General features: G+C 62.8%; 17 protein-coding genes and 1 tRNA gene. 12 read left to right on the top strand and 6 right to left on the bottom strand.

Going from position 1 to position 24791, the window contains the following annotated elements; translation table 11 throughout:
* Positions 1-338 precede the first annotated feature (338 nt).
* The 5 genes from OTER_RS11425 (at position 339) to OTER_RS24125 (ending at position 7378) form a co-directional block, all read left to right on the top strand.
* Positions 339-3890: an immunoglobulin domain-containing protein gene (locus tag OTER_RS11425; protein ID WP_012375076.1), complete on the top strand. Its 3552-nt coding sequence runs from the start codon at positions 339-341 to the stop codon at positions 3888-3890.
* A 313-nt stretch (positions 3891-4203) separates the two neighbouring features.
* Positions 4204-4725, top strand: coding sequence for a VOC family protein (locus OTER_RS11420; RefSeq protein ID WP_012375075.1), 522 nt, complete (start codon positions 4204-4206; stop codon positions 4723-4725).
* Between the two features lie 118 nt (positions 4726-4843).
* Positions 4844-5359: an RNA polymerase sigma factor gene (locus OTER_RS11415; protein ID WP_012375074.1), complete on the top strand. Its 516-nt coding sequence runs from the start codon at positions 4844-4846 to the stop codon at positions 5357-5359.
* Positions 5356-5970, top strand: a complete 615-nt coding sequence (locus OTER_RS11410) for a hypothetical protein (RefSeq protein WP_012375073.1) — start codon at positions 5356-5358, stop codon at positions 5968-5970. Before OTER_RS11415 ends, OTER_RS11410 begins: the two co-directional genes overlap by 4 nt.
* Positions 5942-7378, top strand: coding sequence for a serine hydrolase (locus OTER_RS24125; RefSeq protein ID WP_148218091.1), 1437 nt, complete (start codon positions 5942-5944; stop codon positions 7376-7378). Before OTER_RS11410 ends, OTER_RS24125 begins: the two co-directional genes overlap by 29 nt.
* A 188-nt stretch (positions 7379-7566) precedes the next feature.
* On the opposite strand, the gene OTER_RS11400 is transcribed toward OTER_RS24125, so the two are convergent.
* Both OTER_RS11400 and OTER_RS11395 read right to left on the bottom strand, forming a co-directional pair.
* Positions 7567-8649, bottom strand: a complete 1083-nt coding sequence (locus OTER_RS11400) for a sugar phosphate nucleotidyltransferase (protein WP_012375071.1) — start codon at positions 8647-8649, stop codon at positions 7567-7569.
* 794 nt (positions 8650-9443) lie between these two features.
* Positions 9444-11264, bottom strand: a complete 1821-nt coding sequence (locus tag OTER_RS11395) for a peptidoglycan D,D-transpeptidase FtsI family protein (RefSeq protein WP_012375070.1) — start codon at positions 11262-11264, stop codon at positions 9444-9446.
* Between the two features lie 669 nt (positions 11265-11933).
* Here OTER_RS11395 and OTER_RS25835 point away from each other — a divergent pair.
* Together OTER_RS25835 and OTER_RS11385 are read left to right on the top strand one after the other, a co-directional pair.
* Positions 11934-12512, top strand: coding sequence for a hypothetical protein (locus OTER_RS25835; RefSeq protein WP_012375069.1), 579 nt, complete (start codon positions 11934-11936; stop codon positions 12510-12512).
* Positions 12513-12516: 4 nt separating this feature from the next.
* Positions 12517-13548 (top strand): DUF262 domain-containing protein, encoded by a 1032-nt coding sequence (locus OTER_RS11385; protein WP_012375068.1) that lies wholly within the window; start codon positions 12517-12519, stop codon positions 13546-13548.
* Positions 13549-13575: 27 nt separating this feature from the next.
* Here OTER_RS11385 and OTER_RS11380 read toward each other — a convergent pair whose 3' ends face one another.
* Both OTER_RS11380 and OTER_RS25830 read right to left on the bottom strand, forming a co-directional pair.
* Complete coding sequence (locus tag OTER_RS11380) at positions 13576-14490, bottom strand: HNH endonuclease (RefSeq protein WP_012375067.1); 915 nt, start codon at positions 14488-14490, stop codon at positions 13576-13578.
* Between the two features lie 172 nt (positions 14491-14662).
* Positions 14663-14998 (bottom strand): hypothetical protein, encoded by a 336-nt coding sequence (locus OTER_RS25830; protein ID WP_148218090.1) that lies wholly within the window; start codon positions 14996-14998, stop codon positions 14663-14665.
* Positions 14999-15186: 188 nt separating this feature from the next.
* Between OTER_RS25830 and OTER_RS11375 the strand changes: the two genes are divergently transcribed.
* Complete coding sequence (locus OTER_RS11375) at positions 15187-16143, top strand: HNH endonuclease (protein WP_202796035.1); 957 nt, start codon at positions 15187-15189, stop codon at positions 16141-16143.
* A 184-nt stretch (positions 16144-16327) separates the two neighbouring features.
* Here OTER_RS11375 and OTER_RS11370 read toward each other — a convergent pair whose 3' ends face one another.
* Complete coding sequence (locus tag OTER_RS11370) at positions 16328-16654, bottom strand: GIY-YIG nuclease family protein (protein WP_012375065.1); 327 nt, start codon at positions 16652-16654, stop codon at positions 16328-16330.
* Positions 16655-16808: 154 nt separating this feature from the next.
* Positions 16809-16883: transfer RNA gene (locus OTER_RS11365), tRNA-Asn, on the bottom strand.
* A gap of 194 nt (positions 16884-17077) precedes the next feature.
* On the opposite strand from OTER_RS11365, the gene OTER_RS24120 reads away from it, so the two are divergent.
* The 4 genes from OTER_RS24120 (at position 17078) to OTER_RS11345 (ending at position 24790) form a co-directional block, all read left to right on the top strand.
* Entirely contained in the window at positions 17078-18577 is a 1500-nt protein-coding gene (locus OTER_RS24120) for an RNA polymerase sigma factor (RefSeq protein ID WP_012375064.1), read from the top strand.
* A 115-nt stretch (positions 18578-18692) separates the two neighbouring features.
* Complete coding sequence (locus tag OTER_RS11355; protein ID WP_012375063.1) at positions 18693-19343, top strand: hypothetical protein; 651 nt, start codon at positions 18693-18695, stop codon at positions 19341-19343.
* A 485-nt stretch (positions 19344-19828) separates the two neighbouring features.
* Positions 19829-22597, top strand: coding sequence for a TonB-dependent receptor (locus tag OTER_RS11350; RefSeq protein ID WP_202796034.1), 2769 nt, complete (start codon positions 19829-19831; stop codon positions 22595-22597).
* Positions 22598-22702: 105 nt separating this feature from the next.
* Positions 22703-24790 (top strand): rhamnogalacturonan lyase family protein, encoded by a 2088-nt coding sequence (locus OTER_RS11345; RefSeq protein ID WP_012375061.1) that lies wholly within the window; start codon positions 22703-22705, stop codon positions 24788-24790.
* Position 24791: the final 1 nt, after the last annotated feature.

Here is a 24791-nt window from a genome sequence, read left to right as displayed (position 1 = left end):
GCCCCAGCCTGGAGGCGAGAGCTGACGCAGCCGACGCATTGCGGACTGCGCAGGACATGACGCCAACAGCGACAGGCACAATGCTAATCAAGAGCACCAGCGATGCTTCAGCTTTCGCAATCAAGGTGCATAGTTCTTGTGTCGGTTTCCGAGGCAGGCTGTTGTGAGACCGTGTCCGGCTTTTGCGGCAGTTTTTCGCTCCGCGTGGATTCGCCTCGCTCATTTCGGAAATGCTCAAAGCTCACGACAGAATCCGTCCTGAAGGCAGAGAATCAGACGACTCCCACCGCCCGACCACCACGCACCCGCGGATCGCGCCGGCCCCCTCCAACGAATCTATGAACATCCGGGCTTTCGCCATTCTTCCCAGATCACTCGTCAGCATCTGTGTGGTGTGCCTGGTCGCGTCCAATATCAGAGCCGCAGTCGCGCCGGATACGCTGGCGCTGGATCCTGCTTTCGCACCTGTGCTCGAATCGACGGCCGGTCGCACCAAATCGGTGATCTCCCAACCCGACGGGAAACTCATCGTGGCCGGCTCATTCACTCGGATCAACGGAGTCTCGCGAAATAATCTCGCTCGGCTGATGAAAGACGGCGCGGTTGATCCGACGTTCTCTCCCGGCATTGGTCCGAATGGCGAAATTTCGATGACGGCTCTCCAGCCCGATGGACACGTGATCGTCGTTGGCGGCTTTACCGCGTTCGGAACAGCCGCTCGAAACGGAATCGCGCGAATAAACCTGGACGGGAGTCTCGACACTTCGTTTGTGCCAGCAAAACTGACCAACTCCCGCGACGAAACGTTGATGGATGGAGTCGTTGCTGTACAGAGCGACGGGCGGATTCTGGTCGGCCGCAAACAGGTATGGTCAGGATCCGGATCCATGGTCCGACTTGCTCCAGACGGCAGCCTCGATGCCGCGTTCTCTCGAAACGCGGCCGACACGCCGGTGCATGCAATTCGTGTTCTTTCCTCCGGCAAGATACTCGTGGCCGGAAGATTTGATTCGTATAACGGCACCCCCTGCAAAGGTATCGTTCGACTGAATGCCGATGGCACCGTCGACCCCGGCTTTGCCAACTCACTTCCCGCGGGTTTTTATCCGGTTGCGATGGACGTTTGTCCGGACGGAACCGTCGTGCTCGGAGCGGAGCGTTCCTCCACTAACCTGATCCGCCTCGCCTTGGACGGCTCGGTGGACCAACAGTTCGAGCCGTGGGGAGGCTCTGATCGTTTCGTGACGTCGCTGGCCGTGCAGCCCGATGGCCGGATCATCGCGGCCGGTTCCTTCGGGGTTGTCGACGGTGTCGAGCAGCGAGTCGTGCGGCTATCGACCAAAGGAGCCCGTGATCCGAGTTGGGAAGCACCCGACGCTCCTCAGGAGCCTCTAGCGATCCTTCTGCTGAAGGACAACCGCGTTCTCGTCGGGGGCTCGTCCGGCATGGTCGACGGCGTTCCGCGGTCGGGCCTGCAGCGCTTGCACGCCGACGGCAGCCACGATGCCACGTTTAGTGCGCAAGTGAGGGCCGCCGGGATAGTCCATGCCATGGTCCCACGGACCGATGGGAAGATTGCGATCGGTGGCCAGTTCAATTTCGTCAATGGTGCGCCTTCTGAAGGGCTGGCATTGCTAAACGCCGACGGCACAACCGCTGATGGATTTAGCGCGTCCGTGAGCCTCGTAAATGTGCCTTTGTATTCGGCCGCTGTCAGAGCTCTCGCTCTGCAACCTGATGGCCGGCTGCTTGTAGGCGGCAATTTCAATAGAGTTAATGGCGAGCCACACAGCTATATCACACGTCTCCAGTCCGGTGGTTCGATCGATCCGACGTTCTCTACGGGTGTGGGTCCGAACGGGCCTGTGAACGGGATCTCTGTCCAGCCGGACGGCCAGATCGTCTTGGGTGGAAATTTCTCCGAGTTTAGCGGCGTATTTCGCTCTGCAATCGCGCGCATCAGCGGGACGGGCGCCTTGGATCCGTCATTTACGCCCGGAACGTCGGGCTCGGTGAACACAATGCTGTTGGATTCGAGCAACAGGATATTTGTGGGTTCGTTCAACGGATTGAAATGTATTCTTCCCGACGGGAGGTCAGGCGATACCGGCCTGGTGCAGCCGATTGACTCCGGAAGCTTTGTCAGCGCGATCGCCCAGGGATCGGACCGAAAGATTTATGTGGAGGGCCTCATCGATCTGAATATCTGGGCCGATGGCGTCATGGATCTGAGCGGCGAGAAGCGCAATTTGGGCCTCGTCCGACTAAGCTCAGACGGGAAGGTGGACGGCAGTTTCGCACGAATCCCTGCGTCGCGCATCGGCGGTATCGGTGCGCTGTGTCTTCAGAGCGATGGCAGCATAATCGCAGGTCGCGCCTACAATATTGGTGGGTGGAATACGAGCACGACCGGAATCGCACGGTTTTCCAGCGCTGGCTCGCTTGACTCAAGTTTTCGAGTGCTGGATCTGGAGGATCCTGGGTTCACCAGCATGGCGCTGCTCCAGGATGGCAGGATACTCGCGTCCGGGAGCCGTTTTCACGACAAGATCACCGACCAGCGCGGACTGGCGAGATTCGCTGCTCCCAGCCGCCCTTCGCTCACCTCGCCCACCACTGCCGTATTCGTCGCCGGCGTGGAAACTTCCCTTCAACTGACGGCGACCGGCTGCCCCGCACCGACGATCGAACTGGTATCGGGTACGCTACCTTCCTGGGCGGCATGGCACCCGGATTCCGGCGTAATCTCCGGAACGGCGCTCGCTGGTGCGCCCGAGACGCTGCTGGTGTTCCGGGCGGTCAACGTAGCAGGGCAGTCCTCCCCACGGGATCTACGACTCAACGTGCAGGCCCGACCCAGGTTCACTCGACAGCCACAGGGGGCGGCGATCCCAGTCGGCGGGAGCGTTACCCTGAGTGCGCAGGGGGACGGCACGCCAGTCCCCTCGTTCCAGTGGCGGAGAAACGGGGTCGACCTGCCAGGCCAGGTCGCCGCCTCGCTTACGCTTGCCGATATGCAGCCCGCCCTGGCGGGCGTGTACACGGTCGTACTGTCGAATTCTGTCGCATCCACCGAAAGTAATCCCGCGGTCGTGGGAGTCGATACGGCTGCAAAAGTGGTCGGGGCAGCCACCGAGGTAGGCCACGATATCCCGCATTCGAACGGCAATGTTTACGACCAGGTGCTGCTGGCAGGCGAGGCGGCAACGATCACGGCTGATCCTGGACAGATAACGCGTTTGTCCTATCTCGATCTGACGGATGACATCGTGCAGGTTGAGTTCTCGGGCGCCGGCTCCCTGACGATTACCCTCGAAACTCCGACTGGGCCGGCCCGGCCGGTGAAGTACAACCAGGATGTCGAATATGTGAAGGGGCACGCCTCCCTGGTTCTGGTCGGGGCGGACGAAACGACCAACGTCGGCGCGTTCAGCGTTGGGCGAATCACCGCTTCGAACCCAACGCTGTTCCGAGACGACGTCAGCTACGATGGATATGTCGATCTCCGCTCAATTGCCATCGCCAGTTCGGACGGAAAGTTCGGCGGTGTACGTACGGCGAACGTCGTATACTCAGCGGAACAAGGCACAGTCGGGATACAGGCGATGGGCACCAGCTTCACCGGCCCGGTGTATGTGGCCGACCTGCAAGGTTCCGGGTCAGCCGAGGTCGTCCTGCTCATCGGTTCAGCGACTACAATCGCCGTCACGGGCGGAGACCTGTTTCAGAGCAACGCCCAGGTAATTAGGACCGATGGCATCGACGAACTGCAGTTTTGGCCGGGCAGCAGTTCACACGGCGTCCTCGCACCGGCGCAGCGCAATCGAGCACAACTGCTCCAAGACGGCATCGACATAACCGATCTGATCGTAGTCCCACCCAGCCAGTAGATCGGGTCAGTTCACGCCCGAGGACACGGACACGCCGCCGATCTCGTTTCCATCCTGCAGACCAGCCTCGGCCTCCCGCCGCCCTGACCGCGTTGCGGCATTCCTGTCCGCCCTGCCCGATGGTGCGGAACGCGCGAGCGTTTCGCCGAAAGCCTTACGGCTTCCGCTACAGCCGATTGGCCAGGCGTCGCCGGGGCACCTGGCGGCATCCTGCGAAAAACGCGGCGTAATTTTGCGCACCCTGTCCGCCCGCGTTCCATTCGTCCGTCAAGACAGTGTTCTCGGCTGTTCCCTCCACTCACACCTCCCTCCCATGCAAAATACCGCGTCATCCCCGGGCTCGACGAAAGAGCTGAAATCCGTCCCGAAAAACACCATCTGCCTTTGGTATAACAAGGACGCGCTCGACGCCGCGAATTTTTACGCGGCGACCTTCCCGGACACCGCGGTGACTGCGGTGCACCACGCGCCGTGCGACTACCCGTCGGGCAAGGAGGGCGACGTCCTCACGGTCGAATTCACCGTGCTCGGCATTCCCTGTCTCGGGCTCAACGGCGGGCCGGCGTTTTCGCATAGCGAGGCGTTTTCCTTCCAGGTCGCGACCGACACGCAGGAGGAAACCGACCGCTATTGGAACGCCATCGTCGGCAACGGCGGCCAGGAAAGCGCCTGCGGTTGGTGCAAGGATCGCTGGGGCCTCTCCTGGCAGATCACGCCGCGCGCGCTGACCGACGCCTTCAACGCCGGCGGCGCCGAGGCCAAACGCGCCTTTGACGCGATGATGGAGATGGGCAAGATCGACATCGCGAAAATCGAAGCCGCGCGTCGCGGGTGACGCCCGCGGCTTTCCAGCCTGCGGTGCGCGGACCGTGAGGACCGCGCGAGGACTCGTGACGGGGTAAAGTCGTGTAAGGAAATCGCAGAGCGAGTATCTAACATCATGTCACTCGCTCATGCATCACGACACCCAAGCCACCCGTTTCGCGGACTGGATGCGCCAGCACATCGCGATCCTCCACCGTGTGGTGCGGGCCTTTGCCACCGGCCGCGATTGCGACGATCTCATGCAAGAGATCATGCTCGCGTTGTGGCGCGCCGCACCGGCGTTTGCCGGCGCCAGTTCGTCCGCGACCTTCGTCTACCGGGTCGCCCACAACGCCGCGCTACTCTGGCATCGTTCTGAACGTAAACACCGGCGACGCGTCGCCATCGCGGGCCAGATCGATTGGATGATCCAGCCGGAGACGGGTCGCGCCCGCGCGGACACTCCGGCCCGGCTCGAATCGCTTTACGCCTCGATCCGCTCGCTCGCTCCGATCGACCGATCACTGATCCTGCTCTCGCTCGACGGACTCGGTTACCGCGAGATCGCCGAGATTCACGGCCTGTCCGAATCCAACGTGGGGACTCGCCTCACCCGGCTGCGCAAGCGGCTGGCCGACATCATGACATCAGGAGAACAACCATGACCACCAACGCGCTCGACGAACTGTGGCGTTCCTCGCCCAACGAACCGCTGGCCGACGCCGGCGCACGCCTGGCCGCACATTTTGTGACTCGGCTCCGCGAGCGGCGCCGGCTGCAGGGATGGTGGCTCGGCTGGACCTTCCTTGCGCTGACAGGTGCAACGGCTCTCGCCCTCGCGCAGCTCGTGCAGCAAGGCCCGCTCGAGTTCGCGGGACAGGGGGCGCTTTGGCTGCTGCTGCTGCTGCCGTGGAGTGCGGCCATTCACTTCCTGCGAAAACTTCTGCGCGAAGGCGTACCGCCGAAGACGTCGATTCGCTCGTTGCGCGAGGCCTTGCTGGCAGCCCGGGAAGGAAACCGGGCGGAGCGCCGCCGTCTCGCCGTGATCGCAATTCTCCTCGGCGCGCTGGCGCCCGTCACCGCCGTCGCGGTCCGGCAGCTCCACCTCGCCGGCAAGGCGAGCGTCAACGAAGCGTGGTCGTTGGCTTTGGTCTTCGGTTTGGCGCTCGCCGTCGGCGGCGGAATCGTGGCGTGGCGTTACCGCCGGCGACTCGTGCCGGAGTGCCGCCGGCTCGAGTCGTTGTTGCGTGATCTCGAATCGAATCCTGTCCTCTAGTCGTCAGCTTCACCCGCTCCATCGCATGAGAACTGTTCCTACTTTGTTCGCCGCCGTGACTCTCGCGGTTACGGCTCATCCCGCCGTTGCGGCCCCGCTCACCCCAGCAGACCTCCAGCAATCGGTCGCCCCGCTCGTGGAGAACAAAACCCTGCAGGCCGTTTCACTCGGGCTAATCCAGTCGGGCAAGGTGGTCACGGCTCATGCCGGGTCATTGAGTCCCGCCACCACCACGCCGCCCGACGACCAAACGCTCTACGAAATCGGATCGATCACCAAAGTGTTCACGGGCCTGTTGCTGGCCGATGCCGTCGTGAGAGGTGAGGTGACGCTCGACACGACGCTCGCCAGCCTCCTCCCGACGGACGTGACGTTACCGGACGGCGACGGAGAACGCATCACGTTGCGCATGCTCGCCACGCACACGTCCGGGCTGCCGCGCATCCCCCCGGAAATTCCGAGCGACGACTACCGGGATCCCTACGCGACCTATGGCGAGCCTGAGCTGTGGGCGACATTGCGGCGCGTGAAGCTCGATTTTCCGCCTGGCACGAAAGCCAGCTACAGCAATCTCGCGGTCGGTCTGCTCGGCACGCTGCTGGCACGGAACGCGGGGATGACGTACCCGGAATTGCTTGCGAAGCGAATCGCTCAGCCGTTGGGAATGAAGGACACCGTGATCGGTCTCCGCGACGACCTGCGGGATCGCTTTCCGCCCGCTTTCACCTCAACGGGCGCGCCGTGCCAGCCATGGGAATTCAAGGCTCTGGCCGCGGCCGGCGGAATCCGCTCCACGACCGCGGACATGATCCGTTTCGCGAACGCCGTGTTGCATCCGGAAACGACTTCGCTGCAGAAAGCGATCGAGCTCGCCTGGTCGAAGCAGACACTTGCCGCGAGCATCACGGGGGGCGGGCAGGCGCTCGGATGGATGCTGGCCGGCGATGGCCGCACCCGCTGGCACAATGGTATGACGGGCGGTTTTCACGCCGCGCTTTTTGTGAATCGCGAACTCGGTCTCGCGACACTCGTGCTCTCGAACCGCTCGACGCCCGCGGGCTCGCAGATTGCGGAAGCCCTGATGCGGCGCGCGGCCGGGGTGCCGGAGCGCCCCGCGCCGAATCGGGATCGCGCCACGGTCGCGTTGAGCGCGGAGCAACTCGATCGCTGCACCGGCACCTTCCGGGTGAGCCCGCAGTTCGCGCTCGTATTCGAGCGCCGCAACGAAGCGCTTTTCCTCACGCCGACCGGCCAGGCCACGGATCGCCTCTATGCGGCCTCGCCCGAGACGTTTTTCTCCCGCCGAGTCGCAGCCGACATCGTGTTCGAATTCCCAGCTGACGGCGGCCCCGCGACGGCGCTCACGCTCAAGCAATCCGGTCGTCAGGTTCGCGCCCTCCGAGAGTAACGCGGGGCGTGCATCAGCTTGGCGGCGTAAATCACCCCGCCCTGCCTAAAGCCGTATCCCTGGAGCCAAAGGCGGCGTCCGACGTCCTCTTCGGGCCGGGGTGCGAGCGCAGCGCTTGAAGCCCAATGAGGACATCGGGCTCCACCATTTGGTCGGCTATGTGTGAACGTCTCGGATCAGGTAGCGTTTCATAACACGAGTTCTTCCACCGCCGACACCGTGTCGTCCGTGGAACATTCGAGGGGCGAATCCGTGGCCGCAAACGACGGCCGCTTTCCGATCCTCCTGAGTGTTTCGACGATTCTCGCCTCGTTGCCCCAGTCGCTCCACACGACGTTGCGAAGTTCCATGACCAGGATCGAACTCACCGCCTTTTCCACCAGATGCGACGAAAAGTCCGCGGTGGGCATGGTCTCGTAGATCTCCTGGAGAACTTCCTTTTCACTTTCGGCGCCGAAGTGAGACCTGAGACCGTCGAACGCCGACATCATTTCCGGGAGACAACGCCACCCGAGGTCCCAGAGCGTCTGAGCGCGGAAGGCCATCACCATGGTGTTCCAAAGTGCCCCTCGGTCGAACAGCCTTTGCGCCAGCGCCAGCCGGGGTTTTTCCCGGAAGGCCATCACCCGTCGCACCGCCTGGCCATCGACCACATCGACGGTAGCGCCCGGTTCGATCCACCCGAATTCGGTTTCCGGGTAGTCCGGCCGCGCCCCCATCAGGATCAGTTTGTCTGGCTGGCGTTGTGCCGCCTGGACCGCCCGGCGCACGGTTCCCAGAAACGTCCGCTCCGGAAACACGAAATGATCGGAGGGAAACAGGACCACGATCGACTCGGGCGACTGGGAATAGATGTGCGTCAAGGGCAGGAAAACCCCGGGCGCCGTCCCGCAATTTCGCGGCTGGAAAATCGTCCGCCGCGAATGATCCTTTTCCAAGTGGGCCCACACCTCGGGCGCATGATGGCGCGCGGCGACGACGTATATCTGCCGCGGGTTCGACAGCTGAGCGGCGCGGGCAAGGGTGTGTTGCAGCATGGAGCGGCGTCCGGTGAAGGTGCAGTATTGCTTGGGCCGGTGAAGTCCCAGCCACCGTTCAGTCAAAGCGCGCAGTCGCTCGCCCTCGCCGCCCGCCAGCACGATGGACCAAACCTGAGCGGTTCGGGCGATCGGGGTATCCACCGGCGGCTCGTCCCGGTTTTCGAGGGACGCGAAGGGGTTGGTCGTGATCGGCGGCCGCGGCGCCGTCGGTGCGATGAATTCGTTTTTCATGGCGGGTCGTGTGATCTGAGGCTGGGGGCTGTGATTGAGGCGCTGCCCGCTCTGGGCTCGAGATGCCCAGAGCCTGGCGCCTGTTCTTGAAATCACCGGCGGGAGAGAACCGATGCATTCCCAACTGCCGTTGATTCCGGCTCGAAGGCGGAGGCCTCCGAACGCGCGGGGGGTGATTCGCGGTCAGGGCCGGAGCATCCGGCCCTGTCATCCTCGAGCGGCCTGCCGTCGGTGATCCTTGGTGGTGGTCGAACGGAAAAGGGCGGAGCGTTCCGATCGCCTTGCCGGTCGTCGCGGGCCGCCGCACTCCGATTCAGCCGCACATCGCGGATTCGGGTGCATCGAGCAGACGGCTCCGGTGCCGCATCGGTGGGTCAAAATCCCGGCAACCGAGAGCGGGAGGAGAACGGTGCGCCCGAGGTCCTCAGCTCAAGGGCCGGCGTCCGACAAGGAAGGCCCACTCAACCCCGATGCGCACCGCGCGCAGAGGCGCGGAGAAGAACCAGATCGTAGGCGATTGGAGACGCATGGCAGTGGACCAAGATCTTCCCGGGGAGCGGATTGTCAAACGCGAGGGAGGTATCGCATTGCGTGCCCGGATCGAGCAACGCGCGATCGACCTTCCCGGACACCGCAGTGACTGCGGTGCGGTGTTGGTCGAAGTGTTCGGGGCCGGAATCGTTTTCACCGGATGCGCCCGCGCGAATCGATCCGTGCGCACCTCCATTGCCCCTGTGCGCAACGGGCCGACGACGATGCCGGCCATCATCGGGCGCCCGCCTTCTTGCCCGTTGCTAATCGAGCCTGTGCTTGTCGAAATACTTCCTCAGCATTTCGCGCACGACCGGCGCGGCGTGACGCGCGCCGCCGAATTCCGCGCCCACATCCGGGCCTTCGAGCGCCACCGCTACGGCGATCTGCGGCCGTTCGACGGGAGCAAAGGCGACGAACCACGCCACGTTCCTCTTGCCCTCTTGGCCGACGACCTGCGCCGTGCCCGTTTTGCCGGCGATCCGCACGCCTGGGATTTGCGCGTCGCGTCCGATGCCGGTCTGTACGACCGCCTCGAGGCTTTCGATCAGCGCCGCGTAGTCGCCATCGTTCAGCCCGAGCGGCTCGGCGACACGCGTGCCGGTCGGACTGCGTTGAGGGTCGTACAGAATAGTCGGGACCGTCAGGCTCTCGCGTCGCGCCAGCGAAGCAGTGGCACACGCGGCTTGGAGCGGTGAACACCGCAGGAAGCCCTGGCCGATCGCGTAGTTGATGGTGTCGCCAAACGTCCACGCCTCATGTCGAACGCGACGCTTCCATGGCGGATCGGGCACAAGCATGCGGTCCGTCTCAAAGGGAAGTTCAATTCCCGTTGGCTGCGCCAGGTGGAACCGGCGTGCCTCCGCCGCCAGCGCCTCGGGGCCGGCGGCCAAGCCGACCTGGTAGGCGAACACATTGCAGCTGTAAGCCATCGCGGTCGCGAGCGTCACCTCGCCGTGGCCGCCGGTGCGATGACACGGAAACCGGCGGCCTTCCATCTCCAGATAGCCGTCGCACTGCACCACATCGTCGACGTGGAGCGCACCGGTGCGGAGCCCGGCCAGCGCCGTGAAGATCTTGAACGTGGAACCGGGAGGATACAGCCCCTGCGTGGCTCGATTCAACCACCCCTCCTCCGCATCGATTTGCAGCTTCAGCTCGGGCGTGAGGACCGGTGAGACAACGTTCAGATCGTAGTCGGGCCTGCTCACCATGGCCAGAACCTCCCCCGTCTGAATCGACAACGCGACGGCAGCACCGCGCACGGCGGCGCTCTCACTCATCCCGCGTTCCGCCGCGAGCTGCAGGTCGACATCGAGGCTGAGCACGACATCTTCCCCCTGTATCGGCTGTTCCGTGACCACGGGCGCGCCGGCCAAAAAGCCGAATACGTCCAGCTGGACCACCGCGGCGCCGGGATGGCCCTCGAGCCGGCGATTGAACAGCTTCTCGATCCCCGAGTTTCCCGTCGTGCCGGTCGCGGCCATCGTCCGATACCCTTCGCGGCTGACCCGGCTGGCCGGGCGCACGATTTCACGATGCACGCCACCCAGCACCTGTGCGGCGGTTCGTCCAAACGGATACCAGCGGCGCGGCGTCCGCGCTAGTTGCACGGTGCTCGATCGGGCAAAGGCGGCCGCCACCCGCGTCGCCTCCTGCACCGTCACGTCCTCGATCAGCACGAAAGGGACATTGGGACGGCGGCGGTAAGCCCAATCCAGCCGAGCCGCGTCAAGTTGCACGGCCCGTCCTGTCACGGCGTTGAGCCGGTCGACATGGCGTTGCGCCGTGGCCAAGCGGTCCTTGGCCGAAGGACTGACTCGTCGCAACGAACGGTCGCCGAAAGAAACGGTTTCCCCCTCCACGACCGCCTCGTTGCGCAACTGCCCCAGGTCGAACGCGACGGTGCTGGGCGTGCGGGTCGTGGCCAGCAACCGACGCTCGCGGTCATAGATATTCCCCCTGGAAGCGGGGACCACGAGTTGTCGGTGATGTTGGCGCTGCCCCCGGGCGACGTAGCTCGCTGAATGCACGAGCTGCACGCGCACGAGCCCGGCGAAGACGATCGCCAAGAGTCCGGTCATCGCGAACGCGAGATGACGCAATCGGCGCGCATCCGGCCGGTGGGCCTCCGGCGCGCGAGGCGCCGCGGGCGCTGGAGCGGGGCGTGCGGGTTCGGCGTTGATCACTGGTTTTTCGGAAGCGGGCCGTTTTCCAAACTCGGCACGGTGACGACGATGTCCACGTTGAACGACCGCACCTAAGGTGGCGAGCCCTGGCCGGCGAAGGTTTTGGTGGCCGCGACCAGGCCGCCACTGCCGTGATTGTACTCCGCCAGCGCCAACGTCTCAGGAGACACGCCCTGCCACGTACAAGGCCAACGGCTCTCGGTCACCAGCGCATTCGGAACGCCCTTCGACGCGCTGCGCTTGCTCAGGTCATTCGACTCCGGTCTCGCTTCGAGTGGCCTGCCATGAGCGAAGCTCGAGCCACGCGAGACCGGAGTCGAATGGCTGCCCGGGCTGGGATCGAACCAATCGTCCGTTTTCTGGAGGCGTGCGCCGGGGCAATTTCTTCGGCGAGCGCCAAAACCGCTGACGCACACCTGCGCGCACAGGGGCTAGACAGTCTGCGGGAAATCGTGGACATGTGGGCGAAACTGGCTCCAGAACTCCGCGCTGCCGTGCGGGCCATTGTCTCAGAGGCAGCGACATGAGCTTGCGTCTTTTTACGAGTCGGCTGGGTTACCTTCGATGGCGAAACTGAAGCCCTTTCAGTTGAAGCGATTGCTGCAAACCGATGGTCCGGCGAAAACATTCGACTCCCTGTTTACGTCGACCGTCCCCTGCCTCTTCGACGGCCCGGTGCAATTTTCGGAATGGCAGGCGAGAATCGCGGCTGCGGTGAAACAGCCAGACGCCAAGGTTCACCTGTGCGGAAGCGTGTTGTTTGGATTTAGCCTCGATCCGGCGAAGGCGTGGAGGCCTTTCTCATCGGAATCACGAAAAACGGGGTATGTGTCGGACCTAGATGTGGTCGTTGTAAGCGAGGGCCTGTTCCGCGAGGCTTGGGACGCCGTCCTAGATGCACACCGCAAATTGACTCTGACGTTGACCACGGACGAGCGCCGCCACATGGCGGGCAATCTTTTCAAAGGTTTCATTTCTGATTACCACGTCCCCTCCAGTTCGATTGGCTTTGAACGGGTCCTCGCCGTGCGTCGCGCATCAGGAACGCATGTTGCCACGACAGGATTCACTACCAACATGCGGTTCTACCGGACATTCGAAGACTACCGCTGGTATCAGATCACCTCTCTCGCAACGCTCTAACCCAATGCAACCCGACGCAACCCAGCACAACATCGCGTGGTTCAAAGATCAGCACGCAGCCGACAAGCTCAACCTTTCCCCCGATTTTCAGCGGAACCACGTGTGGCTCGAGGATGAAGCATCCTACTTAGTCGACACGATTCTGCACGAGCTGCCGTTCCCTGAAATCTACATTCGAAATATTGTTGATGAAGACGGTGGTTCGAAATTCGAGGTGGTCGATGGGCAACAGCGGATTCGAACAATTTTGGGCTTTGCCGCGGGCGATTTTCCGCTTCAGGGAGATGACGTGAGCCCAAAATTTTTGGGCAAGACGTTCAAACAGCTCACTCCAGAGCAAAGGACAAAATATTGGGCCTATAAAATCGTCGTCCGTGAACTCGGCTCCGCTAACGATGCGGAAATCCGCGATCTCTTTCGACGGCTTAATAAGCACGCTGTTACATTAAACGACCAAGAACTCCGTCACGCCCATTTCAAAGGGAAATTCATCAAGCTGATGGAGAATATCGCAGACGACGAATGGTGGTCTGAGAATAAAATTGTCACGACTAGGCAGATTCGACGTATGGAGGACATCGAATTCGTCAGCGAACTTTTCATCGGTGTAGTGTCAGGTCCGCAGAACAAGAAGGACACGATTGATGATTATTATGAACAATACGAAAAGGACTTTCCTGAGAAGGAAGAGCACACTAAGCTCTTTCGAGACACAAAAGCATTAATCGAAGATGTGTTGCCGCACGAGGAACTTCGCAGATGGAGCGGAAAAAGCGACTTCTACTCGTTGTTCCTCGCATTCTCTCACTTTGCAGCAGAGACGATAACGGGGAGCAGGAAGAAGAGATTACTGGAAGCGCTTTCGGGTTTTCGCGATGACGTGGACAGAACGAAAAAGAAGGACGCCAAGCCGTCGAAGTCCGACCACGTGAATGACTACGTCGAGGCGGTAACGCGCGCTGCAAGCGACATCGACCGCCGTCGAACCCGAATTAGAATTGTCTCTGGCCTCATCAGGCGTGCGGTAAAAGGGTGATGCTCGGCTTGGCCTTGAGGCACGCGGTCAGCCTTTGAATATCCCGTGATGCCACTCGAGAAACTCCGGAGCCGGTCGCGATTTTTCGTGACGTGGGATGACAGCGAGTGACTGACCGTGTAGCGCGTAGTAATGCCGGCCGTTCTCGAATTCTTCCCGAATGCGTCGGCTTACCTCGACGCGGTAGTCGAGCGTCACGGTGAGATAACCGAGATCGAAAAGATTGTGCAGGTCCGAGCGGAGCAGGAGTCCATTCCGAATCTCATGCGGCCCGCTCTTCGCGTAAGGGCGGATGTGCCCGGCCTCCAATGCCGGCAGCGTCTTCTCTCCGGTGATCGCGCAGCGACGGGAATATGCATCGGTGACCTCGACGCGAAACGCTCCCTGTCCAAGCCGTGGCCGAATGGTCGCCGTCGCGCCATATCGTTCATGCTCCTCAGCCACCGCGGCGATTTCAGGGAGGGCGTTGCCGTCCAGACGCGAACGCACTTCGGTCCATAGAGCAATGCCCGCAGGCGATCCGACCGAGTAGCCCTTGCCGGTCACAATGTTCTTTTTCCAGTCACTCGGGATCGGAATCCAGAGATCGCGGGTCCAGAAAAACGGTTGCACCAGGATTGTGCAGCCCAGTTGGCGTGTCAGTTCCGCCTGGTCCCGGTGCTCGAGGATTCGACGCTCGAACGTCTCGAAGTCCGGCATGCCATTTTTCTCGCCGAACGCCTGCCATGCAAGCGGCAGCGGCAGGAACGAGTGGCGCACGAACACACCGCCGCCAGCGATGAAATCGAGCGGTGAGTGGAGCTTGAAAAGAAAGAGGTCACCCGGTTGCAGCGCCTTGAAGTCGGTCTGGCTGCGCGGTCGCCAGAAATTCACCTCGTCTGGTTTTCGCTCCGAAAGGAAGCGGAACCAGTCGTTGTTGGTGACTCCAACGAAAAGCTTCATGCTGGACGATGCATAGCGAAGCACTGGCGCCGTGGCCGCACGAGCTTACTTTCGCTGCAATGGCCGGCGCCGTTCGCGGACGGCGGATGCCGCCACTCGAGGTTTGCTCAGAGACTCTGGCGGCCGGACGCGAGCGTCGCAGCCGGCCCGTTGCGCCCACCGAATTCAATCGTCAGTCTGTAAAAGGTGCACGCCAGCGAACGACTGCGCCCCACGCAAATAAGCCGGCGATGACAAGCGCAACGATCTGCGCCCCTATCGCCAACGGTGACACCTCGGGCAGCATTCCGCGAATCACGCCGCACGCGCCGGAAACATACATCCATGTGAAGAATTGACCGCAGCGCCACTCGAATGACCGGCGGCGTCGGCGAGCATCATAGTCACGTCGGGATTCCTCGCCGAACCAGCTTCGCACGAACCGTGCGAACACCAATCGATACACGACGCCAACAACTAGGCCGATGATTGCGGCAATGACTAGAACGGCGGCAAGCACCGGCAGCATGGCAATGAGTCGAACGGCTGGCGGGCAAGGAGGCAACACCGACCGGAGGGGTGCCTTGGCCCCCGCCGTGCAAAGCCGAACCGGGGGCGTTCACAAGAGCCTACGTAAGCCCTCCGGTGGTGAGGTAATTTCTCAACTGACTCACGGGATGAAATGCGCTGCGATTTGCTCTGGTGGCATTCTGGTGGGTGAATCACAAACAGACCTTCCGGCACGAATTTCGTGGCGGCTACATCTGGTCGCCGAAGCGGCGGAAGGATGGCGCGCGAAATGTTTTCTATGATTGCATGCGCATGGTTCGGCCGGGTGACGTTGTTTTCTCCTACGCGGACGGACTGATCCGCGGCGCCGGCACGGCGAAAACCCACTGCTACACGTCGCCACGGCCGGACGAATTCGGTCACATTGGTAACGCGTGGGATGTGATCGGGTGGCGAGTTGACGTTGATTTTCTCACGGCGGCTAACCCGGTTCAGCCGCACTTCGTCCTCGATGACATCGGGCCCTACATCGGAGTTCGCCACTCTCCGCTCAACGCCGATGGCACCGGCCGTCAGGCGGTCTATCTCGCGGCCATCCCCGATGTGCTCGGACATATCGTGGCAGACCGGATCGGCTTCGTAGTCCCCGCCGGACACGTCGCCGAGTTGGGTGACGGAAACCAAATTGAGGTGGAATTGCCTGGAATCGACGAGTGGGAGCAGATCGAGGAACGAAAGATCGAATCATCGGAGCTGCCCCAAACCGAGCGCGCTGCGCTCATCAAATCGCGTCTCGGCCAAGGGCGCTTCAAAATCAACGTCAGCCGCTTTGAAACTCGCTGCCGGGTTACGCAGGTTTCAAACCCCGTTCACCTCATCGCCAGCCACATCAAGCCGTGGCGCGAATCGAACAACGAGGAGCGCTTGGCCGCCGGGAACGGGCTGCTGCTCACGCCAACGATCGATCATCTTTTCGACCGCGGTTTTATCTCGTTTGCTGACTCCGGCGAAACGCTCATCTCGCCCATCGCCGACGTCGATTCCCTCCGGCGTATGGGCGTCAATCCTGACAACCCACCCCAGGTTGGCGGCTTCAACTCGGACCAGAAACATTTTCTCCAGCACCATCGAACGTCGATTTTCCTAGAAGGCGTGAGCGCGTAGGTCTGACTCGCTTATTCGTGATTCGCGAATAGCGAATGGGCGCGACCAAGCTGCTTGGCGGCGCGCCGAGCGGTCGGTGGGCATTGTTTGCTGACTGGATTAACCTTACGAACGTAAGGTTTACCCGAACATCGCTGTGCGAGTTGGAGCGGGACGGCGCCGAGCATTCCAGCATTCGGTTGAGTCAGTCGCGCGATCGGCTGAGGCGGTGGAGGGACTGCGCGTCGCCGCGAATCAGGGCCTCCTTCTTGGCTCGGGACCAACGCTTGAGCTGGGCTTCGCGAGACACCGCCTCTTGCAGGGTCGCTCGCCTTTCCACATACACCAGGGTCGGGCGGATATGATCGCGAGTGAACTTGCTGCCAATCCTGTACCCGTGCTTGCGGAGGCGCTCAGGAACGTTGTTCGTCTGGCCTACGTAGAGCGCGCCGTCCGAGGACTCGAGAATGTAGACCCAGTATTCGCCTGGATTAGGCGCTGGCGCATTCACTTCTGCGAAGTGGACAACCATGCAGGCGACTTAAAGGCCAGCGGGTACACCGCGCAATCCCGCTGAGCGTCGAAAGCCCTTCGGCGCGCTGCGCTTGCTGAGGGCATTCGACTCCGGTCTCGCGTCGAGTGGCCTGCCATGAGCGAAGGTCGAGCCACGCGAGACCGGAGTCGAATGGCTGCCCGGGCTGGGATCGAACCAGCGACCAAGTGATTAACAGTCACCTGCTCTGCCACTGAGCTACCGGGCAACGTGGCTTCGCCAGCCCAAGCTGGGCGAATGAGGGGACGAAAAACAAGGCCGCACGCCCGGTTGTCAATGCCCCTTTTTCAGCCCTCCCCTTTTGGCGTTCCCAAACCGAATCGACCGCCAAATAACCCTCATCGCCCGCTCCAGGTTTTTGTGTGCGGTTTTGCCATCGGCTGCTGATAGATAAGTGGAACGATGAACGACGATGCCTCCCTGCTTCATGCTTTCGCGACCAAGCGGGACGAAGCCGCCTTCCGGCAACTCGTCGGGCAGCGGATCGGATTCGTTTACGCCGTCGCTCTTCGGCGGCTGAACGATCCGCACCTCGCGCAGGAAGCCACGCAGTCGGTGTTCATCGCGCTCGCCCGCAAGGCGGCGAGAGTCGCGCAGAACCCAAGCGTAATGGGCTGGTTGCACCGCTGCTGTTGTTACGAAACCCACAACCTCATGCGCGCGCAAATCAACCGGGCCGCCCGCGAACAGGAAGCTCACCAGCGCGGCACGACAACCGCGCCTTCGCCGTCCGGTCACCGGTGGGAAGAAATCGAGACGGTGCTCGACGACGCGTTGAGCGAACTGGCGGAGCCGGATCGCTCCGCCATTCTCGCCCGCTATTTTTCGAATCAGTCGTTCGCCGAGATCGGAACCGCCAGCGGCCGCACGGAAAACGCGGCGCGGATGCGGGTGGAACGCGCTTTGTCCAAGCTCCGCGAACAGCTCCAGCGCCGTGGCTTCGACTCCACGGCCGCGGTCCTCGCAGGCCTGCTGCCCTCCTCGGCCAGCGCGCTGGTGCCGAGCGGCTTGTCCACCACGATCGCGGACGCGGCTTTGAGCACCGTCGGCACCACTTCTCTCCTCGCAGTTTTTGTCGCCACCATGAGCACGACCAAAATCACCGCCACCCTCGCCGCCGTCGCCGGCTTGGGCATCATCGGCTATCAGATCCACCAGACAAACGTCCTCGCCGGCGAACTCGGTTCCCTTCGCGCCGAACACGCCCGTGCCACCGAAACGGTCCGCGCTCTCGAGAATCAAATCCGTGAGCTGAAAACGGCCCCGGCCAGCACCACCGCGGTAGGCACCGCAACCGCCGCAACGGCGACGACGGCGGTCGCGGCGAAAGCGGAGCCCGTTGAGGTGCCCGGCATCACTCGCCAAGCCCCGCCCGGCTGGTTCAAGAATGGCAACAACACCAAGGGCTATGACGTCGGCGTCGACCAGACGCAGCCGTGGGGCGGAATGCCCAGCGCCTACGTGAAATCCAACGACCTCTCCACTGCCGAGGGATTCGGCGGAATGATGCAGGTGACAGCCGCCGACGTTTATCGGGGGCAACGCGTTCGGCTCAGTGGCTGGATGAAGACCCAGGATGTCCAAGATGAAGGCGCCCATCTCTGGCTGCGCGTGGACGGCAAAGGGCGTGGGAATATTCTGGCTTTCGATAATATGCGCAACCGGGCTCCGAAAGGCACCACCGACTGGCAAGAGTATTCCATCGTCCTCGACGTGCCTCGTGATGCTGAAGCGATCAACTATGGAATGTTTCTGGCGGGCCGCGGGCAGATCTGGGTCAACGCGCTGACCGTCACGGCGGTGGGAGCAGAGACGCCCATCACCAATCCACAATCCTTGCCCAAACCACCCAATGCGCCGGTGAATCTGGGGTTCAATCCAGATTCCACTCCCAAAACCTAAACTCGGGAGATTCACCATCCCAGTTTGAATCTGATGCGGCCACCAAACTGCCGCGCTGACACGTTTCACTGATTCCGCGCTTCACCCGCGACGCGCAACGGCGTAGCACCAACGCATGAAGACGATTCAGGAATTGCAACGTCTCGCCTCGCCGGCCCCCAAGCCCCAATCCCTCGCGTGGGATGGCGCGCTGCTTTGGATGGGCTCCCGCGAGACAAAACAGATTTTCGCGATCGATCCGGCCGCGTGGGCCGTCCGCTGGCAAATCGCCGCGCCCGGCACGCCGTACGGGATGACGGCCTTCGGCGGCGAACTGCGCGTGCTCTGTGGCGAGACCGCTGACGACACCCGGATCATCCGGCGTTGCATCCCGTATCATGGCTTCGATCCCAAGTTCGCCCTCCCCTGCCCCGACGACACCGGCTCGCAGCTCGGCTACGACGGCCGGCGGCTGCACGTCAGCCAGTGGTATCCCAAGAAAGTGCTGACGCTCGGCGAAGACGGACAGGTGGAGCGGATTATTCAAGTCCCGCACGGGATCTGCGGCCAGGTGATCGTCGACGGCATCATCTATCTCGCGACGACGGACGATGAGGAGACCACGGACTACTGGCTCACGCGCGTGGATCCACGGCCCGCCACCCCGAAGATCGAAGACATCGCGCACATCCCGTTTGCCGCGCGCGCGCTCGCATTCGACGGCACGCATTTCTGGACGAATCACCGCGAGCAAAACCAGATCGTGTCGTTCGCGCGGCCGGACTGAGCAACGCACTGCAGACGCAGCGTTGAGGATCCGACGCTGGGGACGCGACGCCCTCGTCGCGTTCCTGGGCCTCATGCCACCCCGGGGCCGTCACTCTGCCCCTGAGTGTCCTCGAACCCCCGCCTGACGCGACGGGGGCGTCGCGTCCCCAGGGTAGCAGCTTCGCGTCGAGGTCGGAGCAGTAGAACGGCTTGCCCCGAGCCGCTGAAGCGCGTTGAGGGCAACGCGCCCCACCCTAGCCACAGCCTGACGGCTTCCGCAGCGCGCTTACGGAGTGTCGGGTTTTACGCCCGGTTGGCGCATGTAAGGCTGAAGCAACAATCCCGGTCGCGCTTGCCGCCTTCTCGCGAGGCGCGGCCTTTTGACATGTCACCACGCAACTCCGCCAAGATACTGTGCTTATGACCCCAAACTCACCACGCACGTCCCGGAGTTTTCCTGCTCAAAAAAGGAAAACCGCCGGTAACGCTCTCGCTGTCCTGTTGGTGCTCGCCGCCGGCGTGACCCTGGGCCAAGCCCAGCCCACTGCGCCCGCCGCGACCCCGACCGACGACAACGTCGTCCAGCTCGACACCTATGTCGTCTCCGGCTTCCGCAGCAGCTTGACGGCGGCATTGGACATCAAACGCGAGTCCGTCCAAATCGTCGACTCGATCGTCTCGGAAGACATCGGCAAGTTCCCGGACAACAACCTGGTCGAGTCGATGCAGCGCATGACCGGCATTCAGGTCACCAATCGCGGCGCCGGCGAAATCGGCACCGTCTCGATCCGCGGCTTGAATGACATCAACACGACGCTGAACGGCCAGAATATGTTCATCTCGTCCGGTCAGGCGATGGCCTTGCAGGACATCCCGACCACGCTGCTGGCCCGCGTCGACGTCTACAAAACCCGCTCGTCGGACCTGATCGAAAACGGCATCGCCGGCTCGGTCGACGTACGCACGCACCGGCCCTTCGACTTCGAAGGCCGCCGTGTGGCGCTCGCCGCCCGCGGGATCTACCAGGAACAGCGCGACAAGATCGGGCCGAACTACAGCGCGCTCTTCAGCAACCGCTGGAAAACCGCCAACGGCGGCGAGGTCGGCGCGCTGGTCAATATCTCGTACGCCGAGACGCCTTATCGCGACCAAAACGTCACGGCCGGCGCGCAGGTGCCGTTCGTCACGGGCGCGGGCGCGGTGACCGGCGGCGTCACGTGGGTGCCGTGGGAACGCATCTTCCCCACCCGCGGCGGCGTGGCGGAGAATCCCATCTGGCAGGCGGGCCTCGACAGCGGTCTGCCGACCGCCCCGAACTCCACGCTGCAGATCAACGGCGTGGCGGTGCCCTACGTCCTGGCGCGCGACGCGGTCTTCCAAAACGACTTCACCGGCACGCGCAAGCGGCCCGCCGTCAACATCGCGCTCCAGTGGGCGCCCTCGAAGGACGCGGAATACACGTTCGAATCGTTCTACTTCGGCTACGACAACACCTCGTTCAACAACCTGTTCTTCTCGTTCGTCGATTGGTGGGGTGGCCCGCATGGTCCGGTCGAACTCTATCCCGGCACGAACATCGTGCAGTCCCGCGCGTGGACGCCGTTTGTCTACGGCTTCACCAGCGGTGATGCGACCGCCAGCAAGACCGACACCTACATCAACACCCTGAGCGGCAAGTGGAACATCAGCGACGCGCTGAAGCTGCGCTCCGCCCTGACCTACCAGACGAGCGAGTTCGACACCGAGTTCTTCGCCATGCGCGCCGATCGCGTGCACCGCGCCATTTCGGTGAACTTCAACAACGGCAGCGGCATCCCGGCCTTCCACTTCATCGACGATCCCGCCACCACGGTGAACGAGAGCGACATGACCCAGCCCAGCCTGTGGAACGTCGCGCAGCTTTACGACAACGGTGACCGCGACGAAGGCAGTGCGGTCACGTGGACCGCGGACGGCGAATACACGCCGAAGATCGAGTTCCTCAGCTCGATCAAGTTCGGCCTCCGTTACGACGATCGCGAAGCCTCCGAGGCGGAACGCCGTCAGGATTCGCCAGGCTTGGGCCGTCCGCTGACGGATTTCCCCGAGCTTTACCACGTGAACAGCGGCTTCTTCGACGGCCGCGCCGGCGTGCCCAGCAGCTGGATCGTGCCGAACGGCCTCGCGATCTTCAACGACGCCGACCACTATCGCAGTCTCTACAACCGGACCAAGCTGCCGCTTGTCGAGAACTTCAACGTGACCGAGAAGAACATGTCCGGTTACGTCCGCGGAGACTTCAAGACCTTCCTCTCTGGTCACCGGCTCGACGGCCAGGTCGGCGCACGCTACGTGAACGTGAAGACCGACATGTCCTTTGGCGCCGGCTCGGCCTCGGAGAAGAAGTCCAAGCTCCTCCCGAGTGGCTCGCTGCGCTTCCAGATCACGCCCGATCTGATCGCCCGCGCCAGCTACGCGGAAACACTCCGCCGGCCGAACTTCAACCAGCTGAATCCGAATATCACGTACGTGCGCGACGTGACGAACATCGGTTACGGTACCGCGTCCGGTGGCAATCCGAACCTTCGTCCGACGCAGTCGAAGAACTACGACCTGGCGCTGGAATACTACTTCGGTGGCAACAAGACCCGCAGCAACGCGATCTACATCAGCTTGTTCAAGCGTGAGATCGACGGCTTCGTGGTCGACTTCCGCCGCCGCGTGACCGCGACCGCGCCCGGCGACACGGGCCCGTACGACTACATCCTCAGCCAGCCGGACAATGCTTCCAACGGCGAACTCGAAGGCTACGAGGTCGGCTTGGTCTACTTCCCGGACCTTCCCGGAATCTTCCAAGGCTTCGGCGTGCAGGCCAGCTACACGTCACTGGACTCGTCGCAGGACATTCCGATCACCGACAGCCAGGGCCGCGTCACCGGCACGCTCAATCGTCCCATGTTCGGCGTCTCCGATTCGTCCTACAACATCACGCTCGCTTACGAGCGCAGCAAGGTCGGCGCGCGGCTCTCGTATGTCTGGCGCGAGGCCTTCCTCTACGATTACGAAGCGGCGCTGTTCGCGAATCCGCTGGGCCGTTACCGTCGGCCGGAAGCGAGCCTGGACTTCCAGCTCAGCTACCGCGTCACGGATCGGCTGACGATGACGGTGGATGCGACCAATCTCACGGAGGAGCTCTATCAGAGTTACTACGGCGAGAACGGTGCGACCGTGCACAACTTCGGCACGTCGCTGTTCAGCCGCACCATCGCCGTCGGCGCGCGCTACTCGTTCTAAGCTCAGTCGCAGGTTTACAGGCAAGGGCGCCTCTGCGGAGGCGCCCTTTTTATTGCCGATTTCCGCGCGCGACCTCACAACCGGCGACGATCGGCCTCGCCTCGCATGAAAGCTCCCCTCGCTCGCGCTCATCTCATCGCCACGCTGTTGCTCACCACGGCCACGCTGCCGCTCGGCGCACGTACCGCTGAGGCCGTGCTGTTCGAGGACGATTTTTCGACGCTGACGGGATTGATCTCGAGCGATGTCGTGGGTGCGCACGCGGAATATCACTATCTCCCGGCAACAGCGCCGCGGGGGAATTGGGCCGTCTCGTGTTTCCGCAGCAACGGTTCACAACGCGCTTGGCGCGCCCTTCGCGACCGCGAGGGTGTCGCTCTCGCGCAGACCTACACCTCGACCGCGGAGGAAGCCGCTTACACGCACCCGCTCGTGATCGCCGGCGATCCCCTGTGGCAGGACTACACTTTGACCGTCCGGTTCACGCCCGCTGCCGGCGAGGCCCAGAGCGGCATCGTGTTCCGCTATCAAAACGACCGCTGCTACTACTTCTTCGGCGTGCGTGCCGGTCGGGCCCTCCTCAAATCCGTGCAACACGCCGACTCGTTTCGCACGGCTCGCGAGGTGATCCTCGCCGACGCCACCGTGAACGTCGAACCCGGCGAGGAACTCGTCGCGACCGTCACCGTGCAAGGCTCAAACCTCACCGCTACGCTGAACAACCGCGTGCGACTGGCGGCCACCGACACGACCTTCGCCGCCGGCAAAGTCGGACTGCTCGCCGATCGCCCAACACTCTACCGGCACGTGCGCGTCGCCGCCGACCGGGCGAGCGCGGCGGCGTTTCGCGCCGCTCGCGCCACGGAGGACGCAATCGTGGCCCGGCTCCAAGCCGCGAATCCGCCGCCACGGCCCTGGCGGAAGATCGCAACCGACGGCTTCGGCACGGGCCGACAACTGCGCTTCGGCGATCTCGACGGCGATGGCGTGACGGATCTGCTTTTCGTGCAGGTGAAACGCCACGGCCCGAAAGATCGCAACAGCGAGGTCGGCTGCCTCACCGCGGTCTCGCTCGATGGCCGCCAGCTCTGGCAGGTGGGCGAACCCGATCCTTGGAACGACGTGCTCACCAACGACGTCGCCGTGCAGATCGCCGATCTTGATGGCCGCGCCGGCGCCGAGGTGGTCTACGCGAAAGGCCAGCGGTTGATCGTCGCGGATGGCGCCACCGGCCGGACGTTGCGCGAGATCGCGACTCCGCCGAACCGCGCCCGCGCGCCGTACAACCGAACGCCTCACGTCCTCGGCGACGCGATTGCGATCGTCAACGTTCGCGGGCTCAGCTCGCCGCGCGACATTTTCCTCAAGGACCGCTACGAACATTTTTGGGTCTATAACGAGCAGCTCGAACTGCTGTGGAGCGCACGTGGCAATCTCGGGCACTATCCGCATCCGCAGGATATCGACGGCGACGGACGGGATGAAATTTACCTCGGCTACTCGCTCTATGACGACGATGGCCGCGTGCTCTGGAGCCGCGAGGATCGGTTGCAGGATCACGCCGACGGCGTGGCGGTCATCGATCTCGACCTGAATCCCTCGACTCCGCCCGTGTTGATCAATGCCGCGAGCGACGAAGGCATGGTGTTCCTGAGCGCCAACGGCGAAATCCTACGGCAGCATTTCGTCGGGCACGTGCAAAATCCCGTCACCGCCAACTTCCGCGACGATCTGCCGGGACTCGAAACCTATACGATCAACTTCTGGGGCAACCAAGGCATCGTGCACCTCTTCGACGCACGGGGCGATCCGGTGCTCAGCTTCGAGCCGGCCCAGCACGGAAGCATGATGCTGCCGGTCAACTGGACCGGACGCAGTGAGGAATTCTTTCTGCTCTCCACGAATGTCACCGAAGGCGGACTCTTCGATGGTCGCGGTCGCCGCGTGCTTGTTTTTCCCGCCGACGGTCACCCGGAGCTGGCGAATGCCGTGCTCGATCTGACGGGCGATTGCCGCGACGAAATCATCACCTGGGACGCCAGCGAGCTGTGGATCTACACGCAGGACGACAGTCCCAAGTCCGGTCGACTCTACCGGCCGCAGCGTCGGCCGACTTGGCAGGAGTCAAACTACAGCGCCGCCGTTTCGCTGTCGGGGTGGACGGACGATTCGCGGTCCTCGCAGCTTCGCTGAG

It is taken from the genome of Opitutus terrae PB90-1 (assembly GCF_000019965.1).
Classification (GTDB): Bacteria; Verrucomicrobiota; Verrucomicrobiia; order Opitutales; family Opitutaceae; genus Opitutus; species Opitutus terrae.
The sequence above is the reverse complement of the archived record's forward strand: the minus strand, read 5'-3'. Positions and strand labels throughout refer to the sequence as shown.